The following is a 24390-nucleotide window of genomic DNA, read 5'->3' on the forward strand; positions in this document are numbered from 1 at the left end:
GGTGGTGGGACCTTGGGTCATCTGTCCTGGCTCTGGTCGGTAAGAACGAAGGCGACAACGCTCTCGGCGGGGATCGGTTCGTCCGCCTGCGCGGGCTCGTCGGGGTCGCTGTCGCGGGTGCTGTCCAGGCGGCGGCGCCAATGCCCGCCCCGCACCGCGTCGGGCAGGCGCACCTTCGCGCCGTGACCGTTGTTGAAGACGACAAAGACCGCCCCCGTCAGGGCCGCATAGGCCGGCGTGCCCGAGGCCATGCGCATCTCGGCCGCCAGCAGGCGCAGGTGGGGGTCGTTCCAGTCGTCGGTGGTCATCGCCGCGCCATCGGCCCGTCGCCAGAACAGGTCGGGCAAGCCGTCCTGTTCGCGGGCCTGGCTGTGCAGGAACCGCTTTTGCCGCAGGATCGGGTGTGCGCGGCGAAAGGCGATCACCCGGCGGACAAAGTCCAGAAAGACCGGGTCCGCGTTGTCCCAGTCGACCCATCCGATCGGGTTGTCCTGGCAATAGGCATTGTTGTTGCCGCCCTGGGAATTGCCCAGCTCGTCCCCGGCCAGCAGCATGGGCGTGCCCTGGCTCAGCATCAGGGTCGCGATCAGGTTGCGGCGGCGGCGGTTGCGCCGGGCGCGGATCGCCGGATCGTCCGTGGGCCCTTCGACCCCCATGTTGTCGGACAGGTTGTGCCCGTGGCCGTCGCGGTTGTCCTCGCCATTGGCGGCGTTATGCTTGTGGGCATAGCTGACCGTGTCCATCAGCGTGAAGCCGTCATGGGCCGCGATGAAGTTGACGCTGGAGGTGGCCGCCCGTCCGTCATGGTCAAAGCGTGCCGCAGACCCCGCCACCCGCTTGGCCAGCTTGCCAAGCCGCCCCGGATCGCCCCGCCAGAAGCTGCGGATCTGGTCGCGGAAGCGGTCGTTCCATTCGGCAAAGGGGGCGGGATAGGCGCCCAGCTGATAGCCGTCATGGCCCAGGTCCCAGGGCTCGGCGATCAGCTTGACCTGGTTCAGGACCGGGTCCTGGCGGATCGCCCGGAACAGCGGGGCGTCGCGCTCGAAGACGCCGCGGGTGCGGCCCAGGACCGAGGCCAGGTCAAAGCGGAACCCGTCCACATGCATCACCTGCACCCAGTATCGCAGGCTGTCCATCACCAGCCGCAGCGCAAAGGGGTTGTCCAGGTTCAGCACGTTTCCCGTTCCGGCGTCGTTGACATAGAAACGCGGATCCTCGGCCAGCCGGTAATAGGAGGCGTTGTCCAGCCCGCGAAAGCTGAGCGTCGGGCCCAGTTCGTTCCCCTCGGCGGTGTGGTTGTAGACCACGTCCAGGATCACCTCGATCCCGGCGCGGTGAAACCGCGCAACCATCTGCTGGAACTCGGCGATCTCACCCGTCTGCATGTAGCGCGGCTCGGGCGCGAAAAAGCCATAGGACATGTAGCCCCAATAGTTCCGCAGCCCCTTGTCGGTCAGGAAACGGTCATCGGCAAAGGCATGGACCGGCAGCAGTTCGATCGCGGTGACGCCAAGCCGCGTCAGGTGGTCCAGCACGGGCTCGGAGGCCAGGGCCAGATAGGTGCCGGGATGCGCCAGGTCGGCACGCCCGGCGGTCAGTCCCTTCACATGCGCCTCGTAAATCACCGTCTCGGTCAGCGGGCGGCACAGCGGGTGGTCGTGGCCCCAGGAAAAACTGGGATCGACCACCACCGATTTCGGCATGTGATGGGCGCTGTCGCGGCGATCAAAGGACAGGTCGGCATCGGCATGGCCCGTGCGAAAGCCGAACAGCGCGTCATGGTTGCGGGGCGTGCCGGTCAGCTGCTTGGCATAGGGGTCGATCAGCAGCTTGTGCGGGTTGAAGCGGTGGCCCTCCTGCGGGCGATACGGGCCGTGGACGCGATAGCCATAGCGCTGGCCGGGGCGCAGCCCCTCGATGCGGCCATGCCAGACATGACCCTCGCGTTCGGGCAGGTCGATCCGCGTCTCGCGGTGCCCGTCGAAGAGGCAGAGGACCACACGTTCGGCATGTTGCGAGAAGAGCGCAAAGTTCACCCCGGCGCCGTCGAAGGTGGCCCCCAAGGGCGTCGGCTGACCGGCCGAAATGGCATGCATTGAGGTCATCGAGTCCCGGCCAGATCGGCATAAAGCGCGGCATAGGCCGCCGCGGACTGGCCCCAGCCCACCGGCTGCGCCATCGCATTGGCCTGCAGCTGCGTCCATGTCGGCCCGTCCCGGTACAGGCTGTTCAGGCGGACCAGCGCGCTGCGCAGCGCCTGCGCGGTCACCGGGGCGAACTGGATGCCGGTCGCCACGCCCTGCGCCAGCGCCGCGGGCGAGGCGTTGATGACGGTGTCGGCCAGCCCCCCGGTCAGCGCCACGACCGGCACCGTGCCATAGCGCAGCCCGTACATCTGCGTCAGCCCGCAAGGTTCGAACCGCGATGGCACCAGGATGGCATCGCCCCCCGCGATCAGCCGATGCGAGAAACCCTCGTCATAGCCGATGCGCACCGCCACGTTCGGATCTGCGGCGGCATGGCGGAATGCCTGCTCGAGCCCCGGATCGCCCGAACCCAGCACCGCCAGCTGGCCGCCCTGCTCCAGCAGGGTCGGCAGCACCTCCAGTATCAGGTCCAGCCCCTTCTGGTGGGACATGCGCGACACGATCACGCACAGGGGTCCTTCGGCGGGGGGCAGGCCCAGTTCGGCCTGCAGGGCAGCCTTGGCCGCGATCTTGCCCGCAGGCGTCGAATAGGGCGTGATGGCGGGATCGGTGGCGGGGTTCCAGGCGTCCTCGTCGATGCCGTTCAGGATGCCGTGCAGCACGTCCCGGCGGTGGCGCATCACCCCGTCCAGCCCCATGCCGAATTCCGGGGTCATCAGCTCCTCGGCGTAGCTGGGCGAGACGGTGGTCAGCGCATCCGCCCCCATCAGCCCCGCCTTGAGCGCCGAGATCCCGCCCCAGAATTCATAACCTTCGCTGTGAAAGCGGCCGGGGTCCAGCCGCAGCGACGACAGGCGCCAGGGGTCGGTCGATCCGGTAAAGGCGATGTTGTGGATGGTCAGCAGCGTGCACACGTCGCGGGCGCCCATCTGGCGCAGGTATTCGGTCGCGAAACCGGCCTGCCAGTCATGGCCGTGCAGCACCTGCGGCCGCCAGCCCCCCGCGCCATGCGCGGCGACATGCGCCCCGACCCAAGACAGCGCGGCAAAGCGTTCCGGGTTGTCCGGCCAGTCGCGGCCGTCCGGCGCCAGATAGGGACCGCCGCTGCGCGCGAACAGGTGCGGCGCGTCGATCACCAGCAGGTCCAGCCCCGCCGCCTGTCCCTGCAACAGGCGGGCCGCGCCGCCAAAGAGGTCGTCGAAGCGGCCGACTTCGGCCGTGTCCTGCAATGCGGCCATCACCGCCGGATAACCCGGCAGCAGGGTCCGCATCCGCACCCCGTGGCCGGCCAACGCGGCGGGCAGCGCGCCCACCACGTCGGCCAGGCCACCGGTCTTGACCATGGGCGCGCATTCCGAGGCAACAGAAAGAACCTGCATCACAGCGACGCCGCCCGCCGGTCCAGCATGTCCTGGGTGATCAGCGTGATGCCGCGGTCGGTGACGCGGAACCAGCGGGCGTCGTCCTGCGGGTCCTCCCCCACGACCAGCCCTTCGGGGATCACCACGCGGGAATCGATCACGACGTTGCGCAGGCGCGCCCGGCGGTTGACGGTGACATAGGGCAGCACCACCGCATGATCCAGGATGGCATAGCTGTTCGTGTGCACCTCGGTGAACAGCAGCGAGTTGCGGATCTCGGTCCCCGAGATGATGCATCCCCCCGACACCATGGACGAGATCGCGATGCCGCGCCGGTCCTTTTCGTCATGGATGAACTTGGCCGGCGGGGTGCTTTCGGAATAGGTCCAGATCGGCCAGTCCGTGTCCCACAGGTCCAGTTCGGGCGTGAAGTCCGTCAGGTCGATATTGGCCTGCCAGAAGGCATCAACCGTGCCCACATCCTTCCAATAGGCAGGCGCCCCAGGGGCGCGGACGCAGGACGTGTCAAAGCGGTGCGACATCGCCTTGCCGTTCTTCACGATGTCGGGGATCAGGTCGGTGCCGAAATCATGGCTGGAATTGGGATCCTCGGCGTCGCGCAGCAGCAGGTCGCGAAGAAAGCTCCACTTGAAGACATAGATCCCCATGGACGCCAGCGCCTTGTCGGGATGGCCGGGCATCGCGGGCGGATCGGCGGGCTTTTCCAGGAACGAGACGATGCGCCCGTCGTCGTCGACATGCATGACGCCAAAGGCGCTGGCCTCTTCGCGCGGGACGGTCAGGCAGCCGACGGTCACGTCGGCGTCGTTCTCGACATGCTCGCACAGCATGATCTCGTAATCCATCTTGTAGATGTGGTCGCCCGCCAGGATGACGATGTAGTCGACATCGTAATCGTCCACGATGTCGATGTTCTGGGTGACCGCATCGGCCGTGCCGCGATACCAGGTGTGTTCGCACACGCGCTGGCTGGCAGGCAGGATGTCCAGAAACTCGTTCCGTTCGGCCCGAAAGAAGTTCCAGCCGCGCTGGCAATGCCGGATCAGGCTGTGCGCCTTGTATTGCGTGGCGACGGCGATCTTGCGGATGCCCGAATTCATCGCGTTCGACAGGGCGAAATCGACGATGCGGGTCTTGCCGCCGAAATAGACGGCCGGCTTGACGCGCCGGTCCGTCAGCTCTTGCAGGCGGCTGCCCCGCCCTCCCGCCAAGACGAAGGCCATCGCCCGCCGTGTCAGCCTTTGCGTTTCAACCATCTTCAACTCCCCCCTCGAAATCTCATTCACCCGCCACAAGGATCACCACCGACAGCGGCGGCAGGGTGACCGTGATCGAGGCGGGTTGCCCGTCCTGCCCCGCCCCGTCGGCCTGGACGCCGCCCAGGTTGCCCATGCCGCTGCCCCCGTAGATGGTGGCGTCGGTATTCAACGCTTCTCGCCATGGGCCGGGTTGCGGCACGCCGACACGAAATTCCGGACGCGGCACGGGGGTGAAGTTGCACAGCACCACCACCGGCGGATCGCCCGCCTCGCCGCGGCGGATCCAGGCATAGGTCGACTGCGCCGGATCGGTGGCGATCCACTGAAAGCCGTCCGCTTCGGCATCCTTGACGTGCAGGGCGGGCGTCCGGCGATAAAGCCGGTTCAGGTCGCGCACCAGCGCCTGCACGCCCTGATGCATCGGCAGCTCGGCCGCCTGCCAGTTCAGATCGCCATTGTGGTTCCATTCCTCGGGCTGGGCGAATTCGCAGCCCATGAACAGCAGCTTCTTGCCCGGATGGCCCCACATGAAGCCGTAGAAGGCGCGCAGGTTCGCGAATTGCTGCCATTCGTCGCCGGGCATCTTGCGCAGCATGCTGCCCTTGCCGTGGACGACCTCGTCATGGCTGATCGGCAGGATGAAATTCTCGCTGAAGGCATACATCAGCCCGAAGGTCATCAGGTCATGGTGGTGGCGCCGATGGACCGGGTCGCGCGCCATGTAGCGCAGCGTGTCGTTCATCCAGCCCATGTTCCACTTGAACCCAAAGCCCAGGCCGCCCGCATCGACCGGGGCCGAGACCTTGGGAAAGGACGTGCTCTCCTCGGCCACGGTCATGATGCCGGGCTGTTCGCCATGGGTCGCGATGTTCATGTTGCGAAGAAAATCGATCGCCTCGAAATTCTCGCGCCCGCCATCCCGGTTGGGCACCCATTCGCCGTCCTTGCGCGAATAGTCGCGATAGAGCATCGAGGCGACCGCATCCACGCGCAGCCCGTCGACGTGATACTCCTCCAGCCAGTAGAGCGCGTTCGAGATCAGAAAGTTCTGCACCTCGGTCCGGCCATAGTTGTAGATCAGCGTGTTCCAGTCCTGGTGAAACCCCTCGCGCGGGTCCTCGTGCTCATAGAGCGCGGTGCCGTCGAAACGCGCCAGCCCGTGCGCGTCGCTGGGGAAATGGCCGGGCACCCAGTCCAGCAGCACGCCCAGGCCCGCCTGATGCGCGGCCTCGATCAGGTCGCGGAACTCGTGCGGGGGACCAAAGCGGATGGTCGGGGCAAAAAGCCCCACGGGCTGGTATCCCCAGGACCCGTCAAAGGGAAATTCGCTGACCGGCAGCAGCTCCAGATGCGTAAAGCCCATGTCGCTGGCATAGCCCACCAGCTCCTCGGCCATCTCCCTGTAGGACAGCGGCCGTCCGGCCTCGGTCCATCTGCGACGCCAGCTGCCCAGATGAACCTCATAGATGCTGATCGGCGCCCGGCGATCCTGCGCGGCCGCGCGGGACGCCATCCAGTCGGCATCCTTCCAGCCGAAGCCCGCGATGTCGCGCACGACGCTGGCCTTTTCGGGCGGGTGCTGGCTGCCGAAGCCGACGGGATCGGCCTTTTGCAGGACGCCGCCCTGCGCATCCAGGATCTCGTACTTGTAAAGGCAGCCCTCGCCCAGGCCGGGCAGGAAGATCTCCCACAGGCCGCTGCCGCCGACGCGCCGCATCGGGTGGCGGCGCCCGTCCCATGCATTGAAGTCGCCCACGACGGAGACCTGCCGCGCGTTCGGCGCCCAGACCGCGAAATGGACGCCCGCCGCCCCCTCATGGGTCATCACATGCGCGCCAAGCGCCTGCCACAGCCGACGATGCGTCCCCTCGCCCAGCAGATGCAGATCGACCTCGCCCAGGACCGGGCCAAAGCGGTGGGCGTCCCGGGCATCCGGTCGTTGCGGTGGGTTCTTCCTGTCCATGCCCCCACTCTAGAGGGATCACAGTTGAGGGCAATCGCCCGGTTGGCGCTAACCTTCGCTTTTTCCTGCTGATAGAACCGTGCTTCAATGACCCGAATCCGACAATGCAGGAGACGACTGAATGACGGAATGGTGGCGCGACGCGGTGATCTATCAGATCTATCCCCGCAGCTTTCAGGACAGCAACGGCGACGGCATCGGCGATCTGCCCGGCATCACGCGGCGGCTGGATCACGTGGCATCCCTGGGCGCGGACGCGATCTGGCTGTCTCCGATCTTCACCTCGCCGATGAAGGACATGGGCTATGACGTGTCGGACTATACCGGCATCGATCCGCTGTTCGGCACCATGGCGGATTTCGACGCGCTGATCGCCCGCGCCCATGAACTGGGGCTGAAGGTCATCATCGACCAGGTCATCAGCCATTCCAGCGACAAGCATCCCTGGTTCGCCGAAAGCCGCGTGGACCGCACCAATCCCAAGGCCGACTGGTATGTCTGGGCCGATCCGAACCCGGACGGGACGCCGCCGAACAACTGGCTGGCGGTCTTCGGCGGCCATGCCTGGGAATGGGAGCCGCGGCGCCGGCAGTATTACCTCCACAACTTCCTGATTCAGCAGCCGGACCTGAACCTGTGGAACCCGGCCGTGCAGGACGCGCTGCTGGAGACGATGCGCTTCTGGCTGGAACGGGGCGTCGACGGCTTCCGGCTGGACACGGTCAACTACTACTTCCACGACGACCAGCTGCGCGACAACCCGCCGAACCCGGTCTATGACGGACCCGATGTCTATGCCTGGCAGCGCCATGTCCAGTCGCGCAACCGGCCCGAGAACGTCGCCTTCCTCAAGCGGATGCGCGCGCTGACCGACGAATTCGACGACCGCATGATGGTGGGCGAGGTCGGCGACAACGGCCAGACCGCCATCGACATCATGGCGGAATACACCGCCGGCACCGACCGTCTGCACATGTGCTACAGCTTCGAGATGCTCAGCCGGACCTTCACCGCCCGGCATTTCCGCAACACCATCCAGGGCGTGCAGAAGCACGCGCCCGACGGGCATTCCTGCTGGTCCTTCTCGAACCACGACATCGTCCGGCATGTGACCCGGTGGGCCGAACACGCCGCCGATTCCGATGCGCTGGCCAGGCAGGCCGTGGCGATGCTCCTGTCCTTTCCGGGCACGATCTGCCTCTATCAGGGCGAGGAACTGGGTCAGACCGAGACCGAACTGGTCTTCGAGGAGCTGACCGATCCCCCCGCCCTGCGCTATTGGCCCGAGATCAAGGGCCGCGACGGCTGCCGCACGCCGATGGTCTGGGACGCCTCGCAGCCTCATGCAGGCTTCACGACGGGCCAGCCCTGGCTGCCGGTCAAGGACCCCCAGGCCGCCCGTGCCGTGGCCGGCCAGCAGGATCAGAACGACAGCGTGCTCTCGGCCTATCGCGCCAGCATCGCCTTCCGCAAGGCGCAGCCCGCGCTGCGGTGGGGGACGACGCGGTTCCTGGAGCTGCCCGAACCGATCCTGGGCTTCCAGCGCGACCACCAGGGCCAGGTTCTGACCTGCGTCTTCAACCTGTCGGCGCATCCGGTGACCCTGACCGTCGCGGGTGACGCCGCCATGACCGGCCCGGTCGCGGCGGAGCTGGACGGGGATCGCCTGACGCTGCCCGCCAACGGCCATGCCTGGCTGACCGGCGCGGTGGACCTGTCGGCCTGAGCTTCGGCGGTGGCCGGGCTCAGCCCTCCGGCCGCCGCCACACGAACAGTGCCAGGGCCAGGTACAGCCCCGCGCCGCCGAACAGGATCGCCCAGAAGGGATTGCCGGTCCACAACTCCAGCCCTGCCCAGGCCAGCGGCAGCACCACGCTGGCCACTCGCACCCACAGGTGCCGGAAAAAGGGGGCGTTCGGATCGACCATCATCTGCATGTTTCCTTGTCTCGGGGCGTCGGGGCGGACCGGTTCGGTCAATCGCTGCGCCGGGGGGGCCGGGGGGCCGGCCCCCCGGCGGTCGCGGGATCAAGCAGGCCGCGCTGCCAGGGCGGGTCGCCGGCAAAGGCCTGGGCGATGTGGTCGATCAGGGCACGGGTCTTGCGCGGCATCGGCCGGATCGGCGGCCAGACAATGCTGACCGGCAGCGGCCGTTGCGGCAGGTCCGGCAGCAGCCGCACCAGCCGCCCGTCCCGCAGCGCGTCATGGACGATGAACAGCGGCAGCAGCGCCAGCCCCAGGCCGCCGATCGCCATATCCCGCATCGCCTCGCCGTTGTTGGCGGTGATGCGGCCCATGCGCGGTGGCTGGATCGCGGGACCAAAGGGCCAGATCTCGCCAAGCCGGGCGTTCAGATAGCCGATGGCGCTGTGCCGGGCCAGGTCGGCGGCGCGGTCGACCGGTCCGTGCCGCGCCAGGTACTCCGGGCTGGCCACCAGGGCGCGCGGATCCTCGCACAGCCGCCGGGCCATCAGGCTGCTGTCCTTCAGATGACCGATCCGCAGCCCCAGGTCAAAGCCCGCCCGCCCCAAGTCCATGTGGCGATCATCGTAATCCAGCACGATCTCCAGCTCCGGATGGGCCTGCGCGAACCGCGCGATCACCGGCCCCAGATGACGGATGCCGAAACTCATCGGCGCGGCGACGGCCAGCCGGCCGCGCAATTCGGCCTCGGGTCCGGTGACGCTTTCGGCTGCCGCGACCAGTTCGGCCAAGGCCGGGCGCAACCGCTCGGCCAGGGTCAGCGCGCTGTCGGTGGGCGCGATCCGGCCGGCATGGCGGGTGAACAGCGCAAGGCCCAGGGCCGCTTCGAAATCGCGGACCCGCTTGCTGACCACCGATTTCGACAGATCCGCCCGCGCCGCCGCGCCCGAGATGCTGCCCGCATCCAGAACCGCCAGAAACGTCTCGATGTCGCTGATCGTCCATCCCATCGGGGCAGCATATCCCATGCCGACCCGTTCGCAATACGCGAACGCGGCGTTGCGCCTATGCCCGCTGCCGCGAACGACAGCTTTGCGCCATATGAATTGCAAGACAAGGAAAGGAGCCACCTCATGCAACTGACCGGGATCCACCACCTGACCGCCATCACCGCCGATGCGCCGGGCAACAACCGTTTCTACACCCAGACCCTGGGCCTCCGCCGGGTCAAGAAGACCGTGAACCAGGACGACACCTCGGCCTATCACCTGTTCTTCGCCGATGGCGCGGGCACACCCGGCACCGACATCACCTTCTTCGACTGGCCCGCCGCGCGCGAGCGTCGCGGCACGAACGCGATCACCCGCACCGGGCTGCGCGTGGGCCAGGACAGCCTGGACTGGTGGGCCGACCGCCTGAGCGGGCTGGGGGTGCAGACCGGCAAGGTCGCGCTGCTGGACGGGCGCCCCAGCCTGGATGTCGAGGACCCCGAGGGCCAGCGCCTGCGCCTGGTCGCGGCTCCCCTGCCGGAGGGCCAGCCCTGGGCCCAAACCGACATCCCGGCCCAGCACCAGATCCGCGGCCTGGGGCCGATCACGATCTCGGTTCCCGATCTGGCCCCGACCGCAGCCGTGCTGACCCAGGTCATGAACATGCGCCAGGTGCGCGATTACGCCAGCCCCGACGGCCAGGGCCAGGTCCATGTCTTCGAAATGGGCGAAGGCGGCGCCGCCGCGGAGCTGCATGTCGCGGTCCAGCCGGACCTGCCGCAGGCGCGGCAGGGCGCCGGTGGCGTCCACCACGTCGCCTTCCGCGTGCCCGATACCGCCGCCCTGACCGAATGGACCCGCCGCGTGGCTGGCCACCGTGTGCCCAATTCCGGAGAGGTCGAGCGCTATTATTTCCGCTCGCTCTACTTCCGCGAGCCCGGCGGCAACCTGTTCGAACTTGCGACCGACGGCCCCGGCTTCGACGTGGACGAGCCGCAGGAGGCGATGGGCCAGGGCCTGTCCCTGCCCCCCTTTCTGGAGGACCGGCGTGCCGAGATCGAGGCCCGGCTGAAACCGCTGGCCTGAGACGGGGGCCGCCATGATTCCTGCTGGCCGATCACACGTGATCTGCCGGTCATGGCGGCCTCTCAGCGGTCGGGAGCCAAAGCACACACGAACGACCCCCGGATCGGACCGCCGGACCCCTCGCCCGTCAGGGGCGTTGCGCTCAGCCCGGGTTCCGCGAAGGACAGGCCCATCACACCGGCGATGAAGGAGAACGCCATGATCAAGACCCCGCAGCAGGTGCTGGATTTCTGGTTTTCGGACGAGATGCGGCCCAGCTGGTTCGCCAAGTCCGACCAGATCGATGCCCGCATTCGCGATGATTTTGCCGACACCTATGCGGCCGCCCATGACGGTCAGCTGGACGGTTGGATGGAGGACGCCGACAGCGCGCTGGCGCTGGTCATCACGCTGGACCAGTTCCCGCGCAACATCTTTCGCGGCAGCCCGCGCAGCTTTGAAAGCAACGACCTGGCGCTGCGGCACGCCAAGGACGCGCTGGATCGCGGCCATGACCAACAGCAGTCGCCGGAGCGGCGGCAGTTCCTCTACCTGCCCTTCATGCACAGCGAGGAACTGGCCGACCAGGAACGCTCGGTCCAGCTCTACGAAGCCTTGGGCAACGAACATTCGCTGCATTTCGCGCGCGACCATCGCGACATCGTCGCCCGCTTCGGCCGCTTTCCGCATCGGAACGCCGTCCTGGGCCGCGACAGCACCCCCGAGGAGGCCGAGTTCCTCAAGACGCATACGGGCTTCTGACCTTGCCCCTGCCGCAGGGCATCCCTAGCCTTGCGGCAGGAGGCCCGCATGACCGATCTGCCCTGCTTTTACGCGCCCGAGACCGCCGCCCATGACCCGCAGTTCTGGATGTTGCGCGGCGTGCCGATGCGCAACAAGGAAACCGCCGAACGCGCGGACCGCCTGCTGGCGGGCCTGGCGCAGGCGGGGCTGACGGCCCTGAACCCGCCGCGCGCCGACCACGCGCCGATGCGCCAGGTGCATACGGCGCGCTATCTGGATTTCCTGCGCGAGGGCTGGGCCGAATGGCAAAAGGCCCCCGGCGCGGGCCCCGAGGTGGTGGCGAACCTGCATCCGCAAAAGGCCACGCAGACCTATCCGCAGGGGATCACCGGGCGCGCGGGCTGGCATATGTCGGACACCGGCTGCCCACTTGGCCGCGACACCTATGCCGCCGCGTTGCGGGGGGTCGACACGGCGCTGGCGGCCACGCAGGCGGTCCTGGACGGCGCGCGGGCGGCCTATGCCCTCTGCCGCCCGCCGGGGCATCACGCCGATGCGGATACGGCGGCAGGACACTGCTTTCTGAACAATTCCGCCATCGCGGCCCAGGCCCTGCGCGCCCGCCACGACCGGGTGGCGGTCCTGGACATCGACGTGCATCACGGCAACGGCACGCAGGAGATTTTCTATGACCGGGCCGATGTGCTGACGGTCTCGGTTCACGCGGCGCCCGATGCCTTCTATCCCTTCTACCTGGGCTATGACCACGAATCCGGGCGCGGCGACGGCCAGGGCATGAACCTGAACCTGACGCTGCCGCTCGGGTCGGGCGATGCGGACTGGCTGGCCGCCATCGACCGGGGACTGGAGCGCATCAGGGCCTTTGCGCCCCAGGCGCTGGTCCTGGCCCTGGGGCTGGACGCGCACGAGAACGACCCCTTCCGCGGGCTGCGCGTGACCACCGCGGGCTTTGCCCTGGCGGCGGCGCTGATCAAGGCGGCCGGCCTGCCCACGGTCATCGTGCAGGAGGGCGGCTATATGTCCGAGGATCTGACCCTGAACCTCGCCAGCTTCCTGCGGGGCTGGATCGAGGCCCCCTGACCGCCCTATAGGGGGCGCAACCAAGGGGGCCTTCATGCGGATCTGCATCATCAACGCCGGCGGCACGATTTCCTGCACGGGGCAGCCGCTGGTCCCGATGCCGTCGGACCGCTTCGCGGCGGCGGTCCGGGACCTGCTGGGTCCGGCGCTGGCGGCCAGCCTGCCGGGCCTGCGGCTGCATTTTGACTCCGGGCTGCGGTTTTCCGACCAAGGGCCGGGGACGCTGGACAGCACCGACCTGCGGCCGTCGGACTGGTGCCGGATGGCGGCGCGGATGCTGGACCTCTATGACGACCACGACGCCTTCGTGGTCCTGCACGGCACCGACACGATGGATTATTCCGGCGCCGCCCTGCCCCTGCTGCTGAACGTCTTCGACGAGCTGGGGCTTGCCCGGGCCGCCCTGTCCAAGCCGGTGATCCTGACAGGGGCGCAGCTGCCCCTGCTGCGGGAGACGCCGCAGGGCCTGGTCCTGAACGCGGGCAGCGACGCGCTGGCCAACCTGACCGGGGCGCTGGCCATGACCCGACTGCGCCTGCCCGAAGTGGCGCTGTACTTCGACGGGCAACTGTGGCGGGGGTCGCGCGCGCTGAAGGTGTCCACGCGCCGCCTTGCCGGCTTTGCCAGTCCGCACCTGCCCTCCCTGGCCGAGGCGGGCATCGGCATCTGGCACGGGGCTGCCGCGCCGCTGCCCGGCCCCGCCTCGCCCGCGCAGGCGCTGGACGATCCGGCGGCGCGGGCGCTGGTCCGCGCGCAGCTGGAGGCGGTCGCCCAGGGGATCGACCGGCAGCGCGTGATGCAGATCCCCGCCGTCCCCGCCGATCACCGCAGCGCCGCGCCGCTGCTGGCGCAGATGATCGAGGGCGCGCTGGCCTCGGGCGCGACGGGGCTGGTGCTGGAGGGTTTCGGCGAAGGGAACATCCCGGCGGGCGACGGCGCCATCCGCCAGGCGCTGCTGCGCGCACAGGCGCAAGGCGTCCCCACCCTGATCGCCAGCCGCGCCATCGGCGGCACGGTCGGCGCCTTCCATTACGCCGCCGGTGCCTGGATCGTCGAGACGGGGGCGATCGCGGCCGGCGACATGACGCCCGTTGCCGCGCTGGCCAAGCTGATGATCCTGCAGGCCGCGGCCGCGCATTACGGATGGGACCGCAGCACGCTGGCCGCGCTGCTGACCCGCAGCCTTGTCGGCGAAAGCGCCGTCCAGGACCGCATGACCGGGCCGCTTTGGCCGGGACAGGCGCTGTCGGCGGCGGATGGCGCGCTGCGGCTGTGGAACGATCCCGACGACGGCCCGGTCCTGCGCGACGGGGGGCAGGTCCTGTGGCAGGGGGCCGGGCCGGGGCGCCTGCAGATGCTGGACGGCCGGCTGGTGCTGATCGCGCATGACGGCGCCCGGCTGTGGGCCAGCCCGCCCGCCGTCGCGGGCGCGGTCGCGGTCCTGACGGCGCATCCGCCGGCGCTGCGCCTGATCGACCCGTCGGGACGGGCGGCCTCGGTCACTGCCCTTCCCGGCTGACAGCGCACCCGCCTTGCGCTAGCAAGGGCCGACCCTGCAAGGAACCCGCCCATGCCGCTGATCCATGTCCTGAACGGCCCCAACCTGAACCTGCTGGGCAAGCGCCAGCCCGAGATCTATGGCCACACCACCCTGGCCGATGTCGAGGCGCTCTGCCGCGAGGCGGCGGCCCCCCACCAGATCCGCTTTCTGCAATCCAACTGGGAGGGCCAGATCGTCGACTGGATCCATCAGGCACGGGACGAGGCCGCCGCCATCGTCATCAACCCGGCGGCGCTGACCCATACCTCGATCGCAGTGCTGGACGCGCTGAACGCCTTTGACGGCCCGGTGATCGAGGTGCATCTGAGCCAGGTCCACAAGCGCGAGGCGTTCCGGCACCATTCCTATGTCTCGAACCGCGCCGATGGGGTCATCGCGGGGTTCGGGATCCAGGGATATGCCGCGGCCTTGCGCCATGTGGCAGCGCTGATCTGAGGCGGGGGCCGGAAAAAGCCGCCGGTCCGGCCGCGGGAGGAGAAAACGGCGGACCGGCGGCTTACCGGAGGGCTCGTTGCCAGCCATGAGGAGGAGCGCAACGATGCGAAGTGGTGCGACCCCGCAACTTCAGGATGCACCCGCTGCAGCGCAGCGTCACCAGAAGATGCCATCAGCCTGGGCACAATCCGGGCAGATGCCCGCTAAACGGGCAAAAATATCACAACTGCACGCGGGGCGGGCAAAAAGTTGCCGGCGCCTTGTCCCTCATGATTCGCGTGATTGCCCAAGCGCCTCCAGATAGGCGTCCGACCACCAGGCGACGTCGTGGTCGATCACTCCCTTCAACAGGGCGGCATGGCGGCGGCGGCGTTCCTCCAGCGGCATCCTGAATGCCTCTGCCATGGCCTGCGCCAGGTCGTGCGGATCATGGGGATTGATGATCAGCGCCTCGGTCATCTCCTCGGCGGCCCCGGCGAATCGCGACAGGATCAGGACCCCCGGATCCTCGGGGTCCTGGGCCGCCACATATTCCTTGGCCACCAGGTTCATGCCATCGGCCAGCGGCGTCACCAGGCCGATGCGCGCCTGCCGGTAAAGCCCGGCCAGCACCGGGCGCGGAAAGGGCCGGTGGATAAAGCGGATCGGCGTCCAGTTCAGGGTCGAGAACTGGCCGTTGATGCGTCCTGCCAGATGCTCGGTCTCCTCTCGGATGTCCTGATAGGCTTCGACCGCCTCGCGCGTCGGCGGGGCGATCTGCAGGAACGAGATGCATTCCATCAGGTCCGGGTCCTGCTCCAGCAGGATCTGATAGGCGCGGAACCGCTGCGGGATGCCCTTGGAATAATCCAGTCGGTCCACGCCGATCATCATCTTGGCGCCGGTCAGCAGGCGGACGCGGTCCTCATCCGGGGCATCGCGCGCCTCCTCGATAAAGGAGGCGGTGTCGATGCCGATGGGAAAGACCTCCGCGCGGACCTCGCGCCCCGACAGGCGGAAGCGCGTCTCGGACAGCTGGTCCACTTCGGCCAGTTGCCGCGCGCTTTCGGCGAAGGCCCCCAGGTCGCGATGAGCCTGAAAGCCCAGCAGGTCGAAATGCGACAGCCATTCGAACATCTCGGCCGGATTGGGCAGCGCCGCGCAATCGGCGGGGCCGGGAAAGGGAATGTGCAGGAACAAGCCGATGGGACAGCTTACCCCGCGGGCGCGCAGTTCGGCGGCCAGCGGGAACAGGTGATAATCCTGCACCCAGACCCGGTCGCCCTCGCGCAGATGCGGCAGCATCAGGTCGGCGATGCGGGCGTTCACCCGTTTGTACCCTTCCAGATACTCGGGCAGGATGCGCATCAGGTTCGGCCGCCCGTGGCAGACCGGCCACAGCATCGAATTCGAATAGCCCAGGTAATAGTCGTGGTGATCCTGCGTATTCAGGTCAAAGGACAGCCGCTGAAAGGGTGCCCCCGGATGATCCTGAAGCTGATCGCCAGGATCGTCCTTCACATCCCCCGAAAACCCGATCCAGACCCCACCGGAACTGCGCAGGGCATCCTCCAGCGCCACGACAAGGCCCCCGGAGGGATTGTCCCCCAGGGGCAGGCGGTTGGAGACGACGATCAGACGGGACATGAAAACTCCTTCATCCCAGGGACGCATCCAGCCATGCGGCCAGCGCGGCGGGATCGGACAGGCGGTGGCGGGCAGCGGTGGGGCCGTCGCCGATCTTGACGGCAAAGCCGCCGCGGGACTGCGCCTCGGCCATTGCGGGTTCGTCGGTGGTGTCGTCGCCCGCGAATACCGGCATGCGCCCGGCAAAGGGGGGCATCTGCATCAGGCGGGCCAGCGCGGTGTCCTTTCCCACGCCGCCCGGCCGCAGTTCCAGCGCCATCTTGGCGGGCTGCAGCATCAGGTGCGGGTTCTGTTCGGCCAAGGCATGCATCGCATCCTCGACGAAACCCTGCAGGGACGGGTCCTTGCGGTAATGCATGGCTACGCCATGGGGTTTTTCCTCGACCAGCACCGACGGGTGCGGCGCCGCCATGTCATGCGCCGCCCGATGCAGGGCCTGCGCGTCGAAAGGCTGCTCGTGCAGCGCCTCGATCCGGTCCGGCGAGGGGGACAGTTCCGAACCGTGGCTGCCCGCCACCATGCCCGGAAAATCGACCAGATGCCCCCGCAGGTTCGCCACGTCCCGCCCCGAGATCAGCGCCAGCGCGCCGTCAAGCCGCCGGTGCAACCGCACCAGCCGCTCCCGCAGGGCAGGCGCCACGACCACCGCATCGGGACGGGGCGCGATCTCGACCAGGCAGCCGTCGAAGTCCAGAAACAATGCGGCATCGGCAGGAAGCGGCGGGGGGGATGTCATGGGAGGGCAGTTTCCTTGGGGCCATATGTACCGACCAAACCCTTCAGCCCGCCCGGGGGTTCACCCGGACGTGATCTTTTTCTGACGGTTCCTGCCGGCGGCTCAGAACTCGACCCCGGCCTGCGCCTTGATCCCCGATCGGAAGGGATGTTTGACCTGGGACATCTCGGTCACCAGGTCGGCCGCCTCGACCAGGCTTTCGGGGGCACCGCGGCCGGTCAGCACGACATGCGTCATCGGCGGCTTTTCCGCGTCCAGAAAGGCCAGCACCTCGGCCACGTCCAGATAGCCATAGCGGAAAGCGATGTTGATCTCGTCCAGCAGGACCATGCGGATGGCCGGGTCTCGGATCAGCTCCTGCGCCTTGGCCCAGCCCGCCCGCGCCGCGGCGATGTCGCGGGACTTGTCCTGGGTTTCCCAGGTGAACCCCTCGCCCATGCTGTGGAACTGGCACAGATCGGCGAAATGCGTCGTCAGCAGGCGCCGTTCGCCCGTGTCCCAAGCCCCCTTGATGAACTGCACCACGGCCGAGGGCATGCCATGCGCGATGCAGCGCATGATCATGCCAAAGCCCGATGACGACTTGCCCTTGCCCGGCCCGGTATGGACGATGATCAGCCCCTTCTCGCCGGTCTTGGTTTCCATCATCCGGTCGCGGGCGGCCTTCTTCTTTGCCATTTTCTGGGCGTGGCGGGCCAGGTCCTCCGGGTTGTCCGTAGCGTCATTGGGGTCGGTCTGCGTCATCGGTTCGCTCCTGAAGGTTGACAAATCGCGGGCGCGGCGCTTTTGGTGGGCGCGTGTTGGTTCCTGTCGTAAGGCAGGCGAAGAGGGAATGCGACAGGCAAGGTTTCGACCACGCCCAGGCGCAGCCGCCCCCGCGACCGTGACCGGAAAGGTCGCCCCGATCCACTGGCCGCCGCCGCGCGGGGCCGGGAAGGTGGGACGACCGTTGGGCCAAGCGCCCGAAATCCGCAAGCCGGGAGACCTGCCAGCACCTGACGATGACCGGCGAACGGGGTGTTTCGCGACCGGCAGATGATGGCCGGATGACCCGCGCCGTCCTCTTCGGGCCGCCCCGGATAGCCGAAAGCCAAGGGAAGGCCCGCGATGCGCGCTGTTCTGCATGTCTGCACCACCTGTCGCGGCACCTTGCCGGGCAACGACCCCGAGGGCCCCCGCCCCGGCACCGCGCTGCACGATGCGCTGCGCGAGGCCGCGCCGCAGGGGGTCGAGATCCGGCCCGTCGAATGCCTGTCGGCCTGCGCCCAGGGCTGTTCGGTTGCCCTGTCGGGGCCGGGCAAGTGGTCCTATGTCTATGGGCGGCTGACACCCGCCGATGCCGCCGACATCCTGTCGGGTGCGGCCGCCTATGCCGCCACCGCTGACGGTATCGTGCCCTGGCGCGAACGCCCCGCCATCTTCCGCAAGCAGAGCCTTGCGCGCATCCCCCCGCAGGAGTGACCCATGACCGACCTCGTGAAGACCCCCGTCACCGTGATCACCGGCTTTTTGGGTTCGGGCAAGACCACGCTGATCCGGCACCTGATGCAGAACCCGCAGGGGCTGCGGCTGGCCGTGCTGGTCAATGAATTCGGCACGATGGGCGTGGACGGTGACATCCTGAAGGGCTGCGCCGACGACAACTGCCCGGCAGAGAACATCATGGAGCTGTCGAACGGCTGCATCTGCTGCACGGTGGCCGATGATTTCATCCCGACGCTGGAGGCGCTGATGGCGCTGCCGCAAAAGCCCGACCACATCCTGATCGAGACCTCGGGGCTGGCGCTGCCGAAACCGCTGCTGAAGGCCTTCGACTGGCCGGCGATCCGGTCGCGGATCACGGTCGACGGCGTGATCGCCCTGGCCGATGCCGAGGCGGTGGCCGCGGGCCGTTTCGCCCCCGACGTGGCGGCGGTGGACGCACAGCGCGCCGCCGACGACAGCCTGGACCACGAGACGCCCCTGTCCGAGGTCTTCGAGGATCAGATCGCCTGCGCCGACGTGATCCTGCTGACCAAGGCCGACCTGGCCGGCCCCGACGGCATCGCCGCCGCCCGCGCCGTGATCGAGGCGGAGGCGCCCCGCAAGCTGCCGATCCTGACCGTGACCGAAGGCGCGATCGACCCGCGCCTGATCCTGGGCCTGAACGCCGCCGCCGAGGATGACAGCGCCGCCCGCCCCAGCCATCACGACGGCGAGGACGATCACGAGCACGAGGATTTCGACACGGTCGTCATCGACCTGCCCGAGATCGCCGATCCCGCCGACCTGGCGGACCGCATCGCGCGGCTGGCGCAGGAACAGAACATCCTGCGCGTCAAGGGCCATGTCGTCGTGCAGGGCAAGCCGATGCGCCTGCTGGTGCAGGCCGTGGGCGCGCGCGTGCGGCACCAGTACGACCGCCCTTGGGGCAGCCAGCCCCGCCAGTCGCGGCTGGTGGTCATCGCCGAACATGACCACGTGAACGCGGACGCGATCCGCGCCGTGCTGGAAGGCTTTCCCGCCTGATGCATGTCATCTTTCGCGAACAGGTCGGCCTGGACCAGACCGACGCCCCCTATGATCCGGGCCAGTCGCCGGCGGATCTGGTGGTCCTTTCCTTTTCGGACAGCGACCTGGGGGCCTTCGCGGAAGGGTGGCGGCGGGCGGCGGGCGGGCTGCCGTCATTGCGGCTGTGCAACCTGGTGGCGCTGCGGCACCCGGTGTCGGTCGACACCTACCTGGACCAGACGCTGGCGGGCGCCCGCGGCATCCTGATCCGCCTGATCGGCGGAGAGGCCTATTGGCCCTATGGCCTGGCCTCGGTGCAGGACTTGGCGCGGCGCCGGGGGATTGCGCTGGCGGTGCTGCCCGCCGACGGGCGCGACGACCCCCGGCTGGAGGAGGTCTCGACCGTGCCGGCCTCGGTGCTGCGCGTGCTGCGGCGGCATTGCGACCAGGGCGGCGCGGTGGCCGCACAGGCGGCGCTGGCGCAGATGGCCATTGCCTCGGGCCTGGCCGCCGCCCCGGTCGAGGGGCGCAAGACGCTGCCGCAGATGGGGCTGTGGGATCCCGACCATGGCGTGGTTGACCAGGTACCGCAGGGGGACCTGGCGCTGGTCACCTTCTATCGCAGCTGGCTGGCCGCCGCCGATACCGGCCCTGTCGATGCGCTGATCCATGCGCTGCGGGCGCGGGGATTCGCGGCCATCGGCGCCTTCGCCCCCTCCTTGAAGGCCGAGGGGCTGGGGGACTGGCTGCGCGACACCCTGCCCGCGTCGCCGGCGCTGGTCGTGAACGCCACGGGGTTTTCCGCCCGGACCCAGGCTGGCACGCCCTTCGACGGCATGGGCTGCCCCGTCTTCCAAGTGGCGCTGTCGACCAACCGCCGGCGCGAATGGGCGGGCGCCGAGCGCGGGCTGTCGCCGTCGGACCTGGCCATGAACGTGGTCCTGCCCGAGGTGGACGGCCGCATCTTTGCCGGTGTCATCAGCTTCAAGACGCCCGAGCCACGCGACCCCGACCTGCAGTTCTCGCGCTTTGCCCATCGGGCGGACCTCGGCCTTCTGGCCGCCGCGGCCGACCGCATCGCGGCCTGGGCGCGGCTGGCGCGGACCCCGGCGGCAGAGCGGCGGATGGCGCTGATCCTGTCCACCTATCCCGGCCGTGACTGGCAGATGGCGCATGCGGTGGGGCTGGACGCCCCGGCCTCGGCCGAGGGCGTGGCGCAGGCGCTGGCCGTCCAAGGCTACGACGTCCCCGCTGGTGTTGGGGCCACAGCCCTGGCCGACCAGCGCATCGCATGGCCGCTGGCCGATTACCAAGCCGCGTTGCAGGCCCTGCCTCAGCCGCTGCGCGAGGCGCTGCACGCGGCCTGGGGCGCGCCCGAGACCGATCCCGACTTCCACCACGGCGCCTTCCGCCTTGCTGCCGTCCGGCGGGGAAACCTGCTGCTGGCGCTGCAGCCCGAACGCAGCCACCGCACTGATCGCGACGACGATTACCACGACCTGACCCGCGTGCCGCGCCATGCCTATGTCGCCTTCTACCTGTGGCTGGCCGCGCAGGACCCGCATGCCATGATCCACATGGGCGCGCATGGGACGCTGGAATGGCTGCCCGGCAAGGCCGTGGCGCTGTCGGGCGACTGCTGGCCGCAGGCGCTGACCGGGGCGCTGCCGGTCATCTATCCCTTCATCGTCAATGATCCGGGCGAAGCCGCGCAGGCCAAGCGGCGCATCGGAGCCGTGACCCTGGGCCACCTGCCGCCGCCGATGCGGGAGGCCGCCCTGCCCCCCGGCATGGCCGGGCTGGAACGGCTGCTGGACGAATATTCCACCGCCGACGGGCTGGACCCGGCGCGCCGCGACCGCCTGATCGCCGGCATCCGGGACGAGGCCCGCGCCCTGGGGGTCGAGGCCGATCTGGGCATCCCCCCCGACGCCAGCGCGGCCGAGGCGATCACCCGCATCGACCGCTTCGTCTGCGACATCAAGGAAAGCCAATATGGCGAGGGGCTGCACATCTGGGGCAGCGGCGCCTGCGGCGAGGCCGAACGCGCGGGGCTGGCGACGGCGCTGGCGGGCGGCTTCGTGGCGCCCGGGCCGTCAGGGTCGCCGAACCGGGGCCGCGCGGATGTGCTGCCGACGGGGCGCAACCTCTTCAGCGTCGATCCCCGCGCCGTGCCCACCCCGGCCGCCCATGCCCAAGGCGTCAAGCTGGCCGAGGAACTGCTGCGCCGCCACCTGCAGGATCACGGCGACTGGCCGCGTGGCCTGGTGGTCGATCTGTGGGGCAGCGCGACCATGCGGACGGCGGGCGAGGAGTTTGCCATGGCGCTGCACCTGGCCGGGCTGAAGCCTGTGTGGGATCATGGCTCGGGACGGGTGTCGGGGGTCGAGGTCGTGCCGCTGGCGCTGCTGGACCGTCCGCGCATCGACGTGACGCTGCGCGTCTCGGGCCTGTTCCGCGACGTCTTTCCGGTGCTGGCGCAGCTGTTCGAAACCGGGGCCGCGACCTTGGCCGAGCGTGACGAGGCGACGGATCAGAACCCCTATGCGGCGCGCACGCCCCGCGTCTTTGGTCCGCAGCCCGGCCAGTACGGGCTGGGCATGGGCACGGCGCCCACGGAATTCACCGATGCCGCGCGGGCGGCGGCGGGCGAGGCCTGGCTTGCGGCCTCGGCCTGGGCCATCGGGGCGGACGGGACCAGCCGCCCCGACCGCGCGGGGCTGGAGGCGCGGATGGCCGGCGTCGACAGCTTTGTCCACGCACAGGACCTTCCCGAGACCGACCTGCTGCTGGCCGCCGACTATGCCGCGCACGAGGCGGGCTTTGCCGCCGCGATGACCAGGATCAGGGCCATGGCCCCCGCCCTCTATCACCTGGACGCGACGCAGCCCGGCCGCCCCCGCGCCCGCACCCTGACCGAGGAGATCGCCCGCACCACCCGCGCCCGTGCCGCCGACCCGGCCTGGGCCGACGGGATGACGCGCCACGGCTATCGCGGCGCGGCCGAGATCGCGGCCACGCTGGACCACATGGCGGCCTTTGCCCATCTGGCAGGCGCGGTGCCGCCGCATCTGTTCGACCTTTACCACGAGGCCACGCTTGGCCGCCCCGAGATCGTGGCGTTCATGGAGGCGGCCAATCCCGCCGCCCTGGCCGCGATGCGCGACCTGTTCCAGCGCCTGCACCAGGCGGGGCTGTGGGTGACGCGCCGCAACTCGATCGCGGTGACGCTGTGAGCGCGGTAAAGGGATGGTGCCCCGGCGCGCTGCGGCCGATGGAATCCGGCGATGGATGGGTGGTGCGGCTGCGACCGCGCGGCGGCCGGCTGAGCGCGGCCCAAGCCGCAGCCGTCGCCGACGCGGCCGAGGCGCAGGGCAACGGCATCATCGAGCTGACCGGCCGTGCCAACCTGCAACTGCGCGGCGTGACGCCCGACAGCCACGCCCCGCTGATCGCCGCCCTGCGCGCGCAGGACCTGATCGACGCCGATATGGATGCCGAGCGGCGGCGCAACATCCTGGTCACGCCCTTTGCCGATGCCGCGACGGATGCCCTTGCTGCGGCGCTGGAGGCCGCGCTGGCCGCAAGCGGGCTGATGCTGCCGGCCAAGTTCGGCTTTGCCGTCGATGCCGGGCCGCTGCCCGTCCTGACCCGCGACCCCGCCGATATCCGCATCGAGCGCGGCCCCCAAGGGCTGACGCTGAGGGCGGATGGCATGGCGACCGCGGCCCCCCTGCACGACGTGACCGAAGCGCTGGCCTTGGCACAGTGGTTCCTGGACCAGGGCGGCGCGCCCGCTGGCCGGGGGCGCATGGCCGCGCTGATCGCCCAAGGCGCGCGGCCGCCGGATGCCGACCTGCCCGCCCCCGCCGCCGCGCCCGTCGCGCAGCCGGGGGCCACGGCACAGGGGATGCTGGCGGCGCTGGAATTCGGTCAGGTCCCGCCCGATACGCTGCGCCGCCTGTCGCGGCTGGGGCCGCTGCGGCTGACGCCTTGGCGCATGCTGCTGGTGCAGGGCGCCCGCACCCTGCCCGACTTGCCCGGTGTAATCCTGGACCCGCAGGACCCCCGCCTGCGCCTGCGCGCCTGCCCCGGCGCCCCGGCCTGCCCGCAGGCCCATGCCGCGACCCGGCCCCTGGCGCGCGACTTGGCGGGTCTTGTCCCGCCGGGCGCGGTGCTGCATGTGTCGGGCTGTGCCAAGGGCTGCGGCTGGCCGCGTCCCGCCGACCTGACCCTGACCGCCACGCCGGCGGGCTTCGATCTGATCCGCCACGGCCGCGCGGCCGACCCGGCCGTGCTGCGCGGCCTTCACCCCGACCAGCTGCCAAGGGTTCTGTGATGCCTCACGATTACGAAAAGGACGGCGCCGCGATCTATCGCCAGTCCTTCGCCACCATCCGCGCCGAGGCCGACCTGGCGGGCCTTGATCCCGACGAGGAGCCGGTGGTCGTGCGCATGATCCATGCCGCGGGCCTGGTCGGGCTGGAACGTCACGTGCGCTTCACCCCCGGCATGGCCACAACCGCCCGCGCCGCGCTGGCGGCAGGCGCGCCGATCCTCTGCGACGCGCGCATGGTGAGCGAGGGCGTGACCCGCACCCGCCTGCCCGCCGGGAACCGGGTGATCTGCACGCTGCACGACCCGCGCGTGCCGGACATGGCGCGCGACATGGGCAACACCCGCAGCGCCGCCGCGCTGGAACTGTGGCGCCCGGAACTGGATGGCGCAGTGGTGGCCATCGGCAATGCGCCGACTGCGCTGTTCCACCTGCTGAACATGCTGGAGGACCCGGCCTGCCCGCGCCCGGCCGCGATCATCGGCTGCCCGGTGGGTTTCGTGGGCGCCGCCGAATCCAAGGACGCGCTGATGGCCGCCCCGCCCGCGCCCGCCGTCATCGTGCAGGGACGGCTTGGCGGCTCGGCCATCACCGTCGCCGCCATCAACGCGCTGGCCAGCCGGAAGGAGTAGCC

The 24390-nt window shown here is 69.3% G+C and carries 20 protein-coding genes and 1 riboswitch; of the genes, 11 read left to right on the forward strand and 9 right to left on the reverse strand.

Features of this window, described 5'->3' with window-relative positions; genetic code table 11:
- Positions 1-17: 17 nt before the first annotated feature.
- The 4 genes from glgX to glgB are packed head-to-tail and all read right to left on the reverse strand — an operon-like array spanning position 18 to position 6751.
- Complete coding sequence (gene glgX, locus ACZ2G3_RS15655; protein WP_470396906.1) at positions 18-2105, reverse strand: glycogen debranching protein GlgX; 2088 nt, start codon at positions 2103-2105, stop codon at positions 18-20.
- A complete protein-coding gene (gene glgA, locus ACZ2G3_RS15660) occupies positions 2102-3529 on the reverse strand; it encodes a glycogen synthase GlgA (RefSeq protein ID WP_470396907.1) in 1428 nt (475 codons plus the stop codon). Before glgA ends, glgX begins: the two co-directional genes overlap by 4 nt.
- Positions 3526-4785, reverse strand: coding sequence for a glucose-1-phosphate adenylyltransferase (gene glgC, locus ACZ2G3_RS15665; RefSeq protein WP_419268425.1), 1260 nt, complete (start codon positions 4783-4785; stop codon positions 3526-3528). Before glgC ends, glgA begins: the two co-directional genes overlap by 4 nt.
- 22 nt (positions 4786-4807) lie before the next feature.
- The gene (gene glgB / locus ACZ2G3_RS15670) at positions 4808-6751 is read right to left on the reverse strand and encodes a 1,4-alpha-glucan branching protein GlgB (RefSeq protein ID WP_470396908.1); all 1944 of its coding nucleotides are present in this window, start codon (positions 6749-6751) and stop codon (positions 4808-4810) included.
- 121 nt (positions 6752-6872) lie between these two features.
- On the opposite strand from glgB, the gene ACZ2G3_RS15675 reads away from it, so the two are divergent.
- A complete protein-coding gene (locus ACZ2G3_RS15675; RefSeq protein WP_470396909.1) occupies positions 6873-8477 on the forward strand; it encodes an alpha-glucosidase family protein in 1605 nt (534 codons plus the stop codon).
- 19 nt (positions 8478-8496) lie between these two features.
- Here the strand turns inward: ACZ2G3_RS15675 and ACZ2G3_RS15680 are convergent, their stop codons facing one another.
- Together ACZ2G3_RS15680 and ACZ2G3_RS15685 are read right to left on the reverse strand one after the other, a co-directional pair.
- Entirely contained in the window at positions 8497-8688 is a 192-nt protein-coding gene (locus ACZ2G3_RS15680; RefSeq protein ID WP_470396910.1) for a hypothetical protein, read from the reverse strand.
- Positions 8689-8726: 38 nt separating this feature from the next.
- Positions 8727-9683: a LysR family transcriptional regulator gene (locus ACZ2G3_RS15685; protein WP_470396911.1), complete on the reverse strand. Its 957-nt coding sequence runs from the start codon at positions 9681-9683 to the stop codon at positions 8727-8729.
- A 123-nt stretch (positions 9684-9806) separates the two neighbouring features.
- Here ACZ2G3_RS15685 and ACZ2G3_RS15690 point away from each other — a divergent pair, with 123 nt between their 5' ends.
- The 5 genes from ACZ2G3_RS15690 (at position 9807) to aroQ (ending at position 14568) form a co-directional block, all read left to right on the forward strand.
- Positions 9807-10748 carry a ring-cleaving dioxygenase gene (locus ACZ2G3_RS15690; RefSeq protein WP_470396912.1) on the forward strand — a complete coding sequence of 314 codons (942 nt, stop codon included), beginning with the start codon at positions 9807-9809 and terminating at the stop codon, positions 10746-10748.
- A gap of 198 nt (positions 10749-10946) precedes the next feature.
- Entirely contained in the window at positions 10947-11489 is a 543-nt protein-coding gene (locus ACZ2G3_RS15695) for a DUF924 family protein (RefSeq protein WP_470396913.1), read from the forward strand.
- A gap of 48 nt (positions 11490-11537) precedes the next feature.
- Positions 11538-12572, forward strand: coding sequence for a histone deacetylase family protein (locus tag ACZ2G3_RS15700; protein WP_470396914.1), 1035 nt, complete (start codon positions 11538-11540; stop codon positions 12570-12572).
- Between the two features lie 34 nt (positions 12573-12606).
- Positions 12607-14091, forward strand: a complete 1485-nt coding sequence (locus ACZ2G3_RS15705) for an asparaginase domain-containing protein (protein WP_470396915.1) — start codon at positions 12607-12609, stop codon at positions 14089-14091.
- Between the two features lie 51 nt (positions 14092-14142).
- The gene (gene aroQ, locus ACZ2G3_RS15710) at positions 14143-14568 is read left to right on the forward strand and encodes a type II 3-dehydroquinate dehydratase (RefSeq protein WP_470396916.1); all 426 of its coding nucleotides are present in this window, start codon (positions 14143-14145) and stop codon (positions 14566-14568) included.
- Between the two features lie 267 nt (positions 14569-14835).
- Here aroQ and ACZ2G3_RS15715 read toward each other — a convergent pair whose 3' ends face one another.
- The 3 genes from ACZ2G3_RS15715 to cobO form a co-directional block, all read right to left on the reverse strand.
- Positions 14836-16194, reverse strand: coding sequence for an alpha,alpha-trehalose-phosphate synthase (UDP-forming) (locus ACZ2G3_RS15715; protein WP_470396917.1), 1359 nt, complete (start codon positions 16192-16194; stop codon positions 14836-14838).
- A gap of 10 nt (positions 16195-16204) precedes the next feature.
- On the reverse strand, positions 16205-16930 hold the full coding sequence (gene otsB / locus ACZ2G3_RS15720) for a trehalose-phosphatase (RefSeq protein ID WP_470396918.1): 726 nt from the start codon (positions 16928-16930) through the stop codon (positions 16205-16207).
- A 102-nt stretch (positions 16931-17032) separates the two neighbouring features.
- On the reverse strand, positions 17033-17674 hold the full coding sequence (gene cobO / locus ACZ2G3_RS15725; protein WP_470396919.1) for a cob(I)yrinic acid a,c-diamide adenosyltransferase: 642 nt from the start codon (positions 17672-17674) through the stop codon (positions 17033-17035).
- A gap of 40 nt (positions 17675-17714) precedes the next feature.
- A riboswitch (cobalamin riboswitch) is annotated at positions 17715-17937 on the forward strand.
- Between the two features lie 100 nt (positions 17938-18037).
- On the opposite strand from cobO, the gene ACZ2G3_RS15730 reads away from it, so the two are divergent.
- Genes ACZ2G3_RS15730 through ACZ2G3_RS15750 form a run of 5 tightly spaced genes read left to right on the forward strand, consistent with a single transcriptional unit; the run spans position 18038 to position 24388 of the window.
- Positions 18038-18391 carry a DUF1636 family protein gene (locus ACZ2G3_RS15730; protein WP_419268439.1) on the forward strand — a complete coding sequence of 118 codons (354 nt, stop codon included), beginning with the start codon at positions 18038-18040 and terminating at the stop codon, positions 18389-18391.
- Positions 18392-18394: 3 nt separating this feature from the next.
- Entirely contained in the window at positions 18395-19438 is a 1044-nt protein-coding gene (gene cobW / locus ACZ2G3_RS15735; RefSeq protein ID WP_470396920.1) for a cobalamin biosynthesis protein CobW, read from the forward strand.
- Positions 19438-22656, forward strand: coding sequence for a cobaltochelatase subunit CobN (gene cobN, locus ACZ2G3_RS15740; protein WP_470396921.1), 3219 nt, complete (start codon positions 19438-19440; stop codon positions 22654-22656). Before cobW ends, cobN begins: the two co-directional genes overlap by 1 nt.
- A gap of 38 nt (positions 22657-22694) precedes the next feature.
- Complete coding sequence (locus ACZ2G3_RS15745; RefSeq protein ID WP_470396922.1) at positions 22695-23759, forward strand: precorrin-3B synthase; 1065 nt, start codon at positions 22695-22697, stop codon at positions 23757-23759.
- Positions 23759-24388: a precorrin-8X methylmutase gene (locus tag ACZ2G3_RS15750; protein WP_470396923.1), complete on the forward strand. Its 630-nt coding sequence runs from the start codon at positions 23759-23761 to the stop codon at positions 24386-24388. Before ACZ2G3_RS15745 ends, ACZ2G3_RS15750 begins: the two co-directional genes overlap by 1 nt.
- Positions 24389-24390 lie beyond the last annotated feature (2 nt).

Source organism: Paracoccus sp. KKT209 (assembly GCF_055635455.1).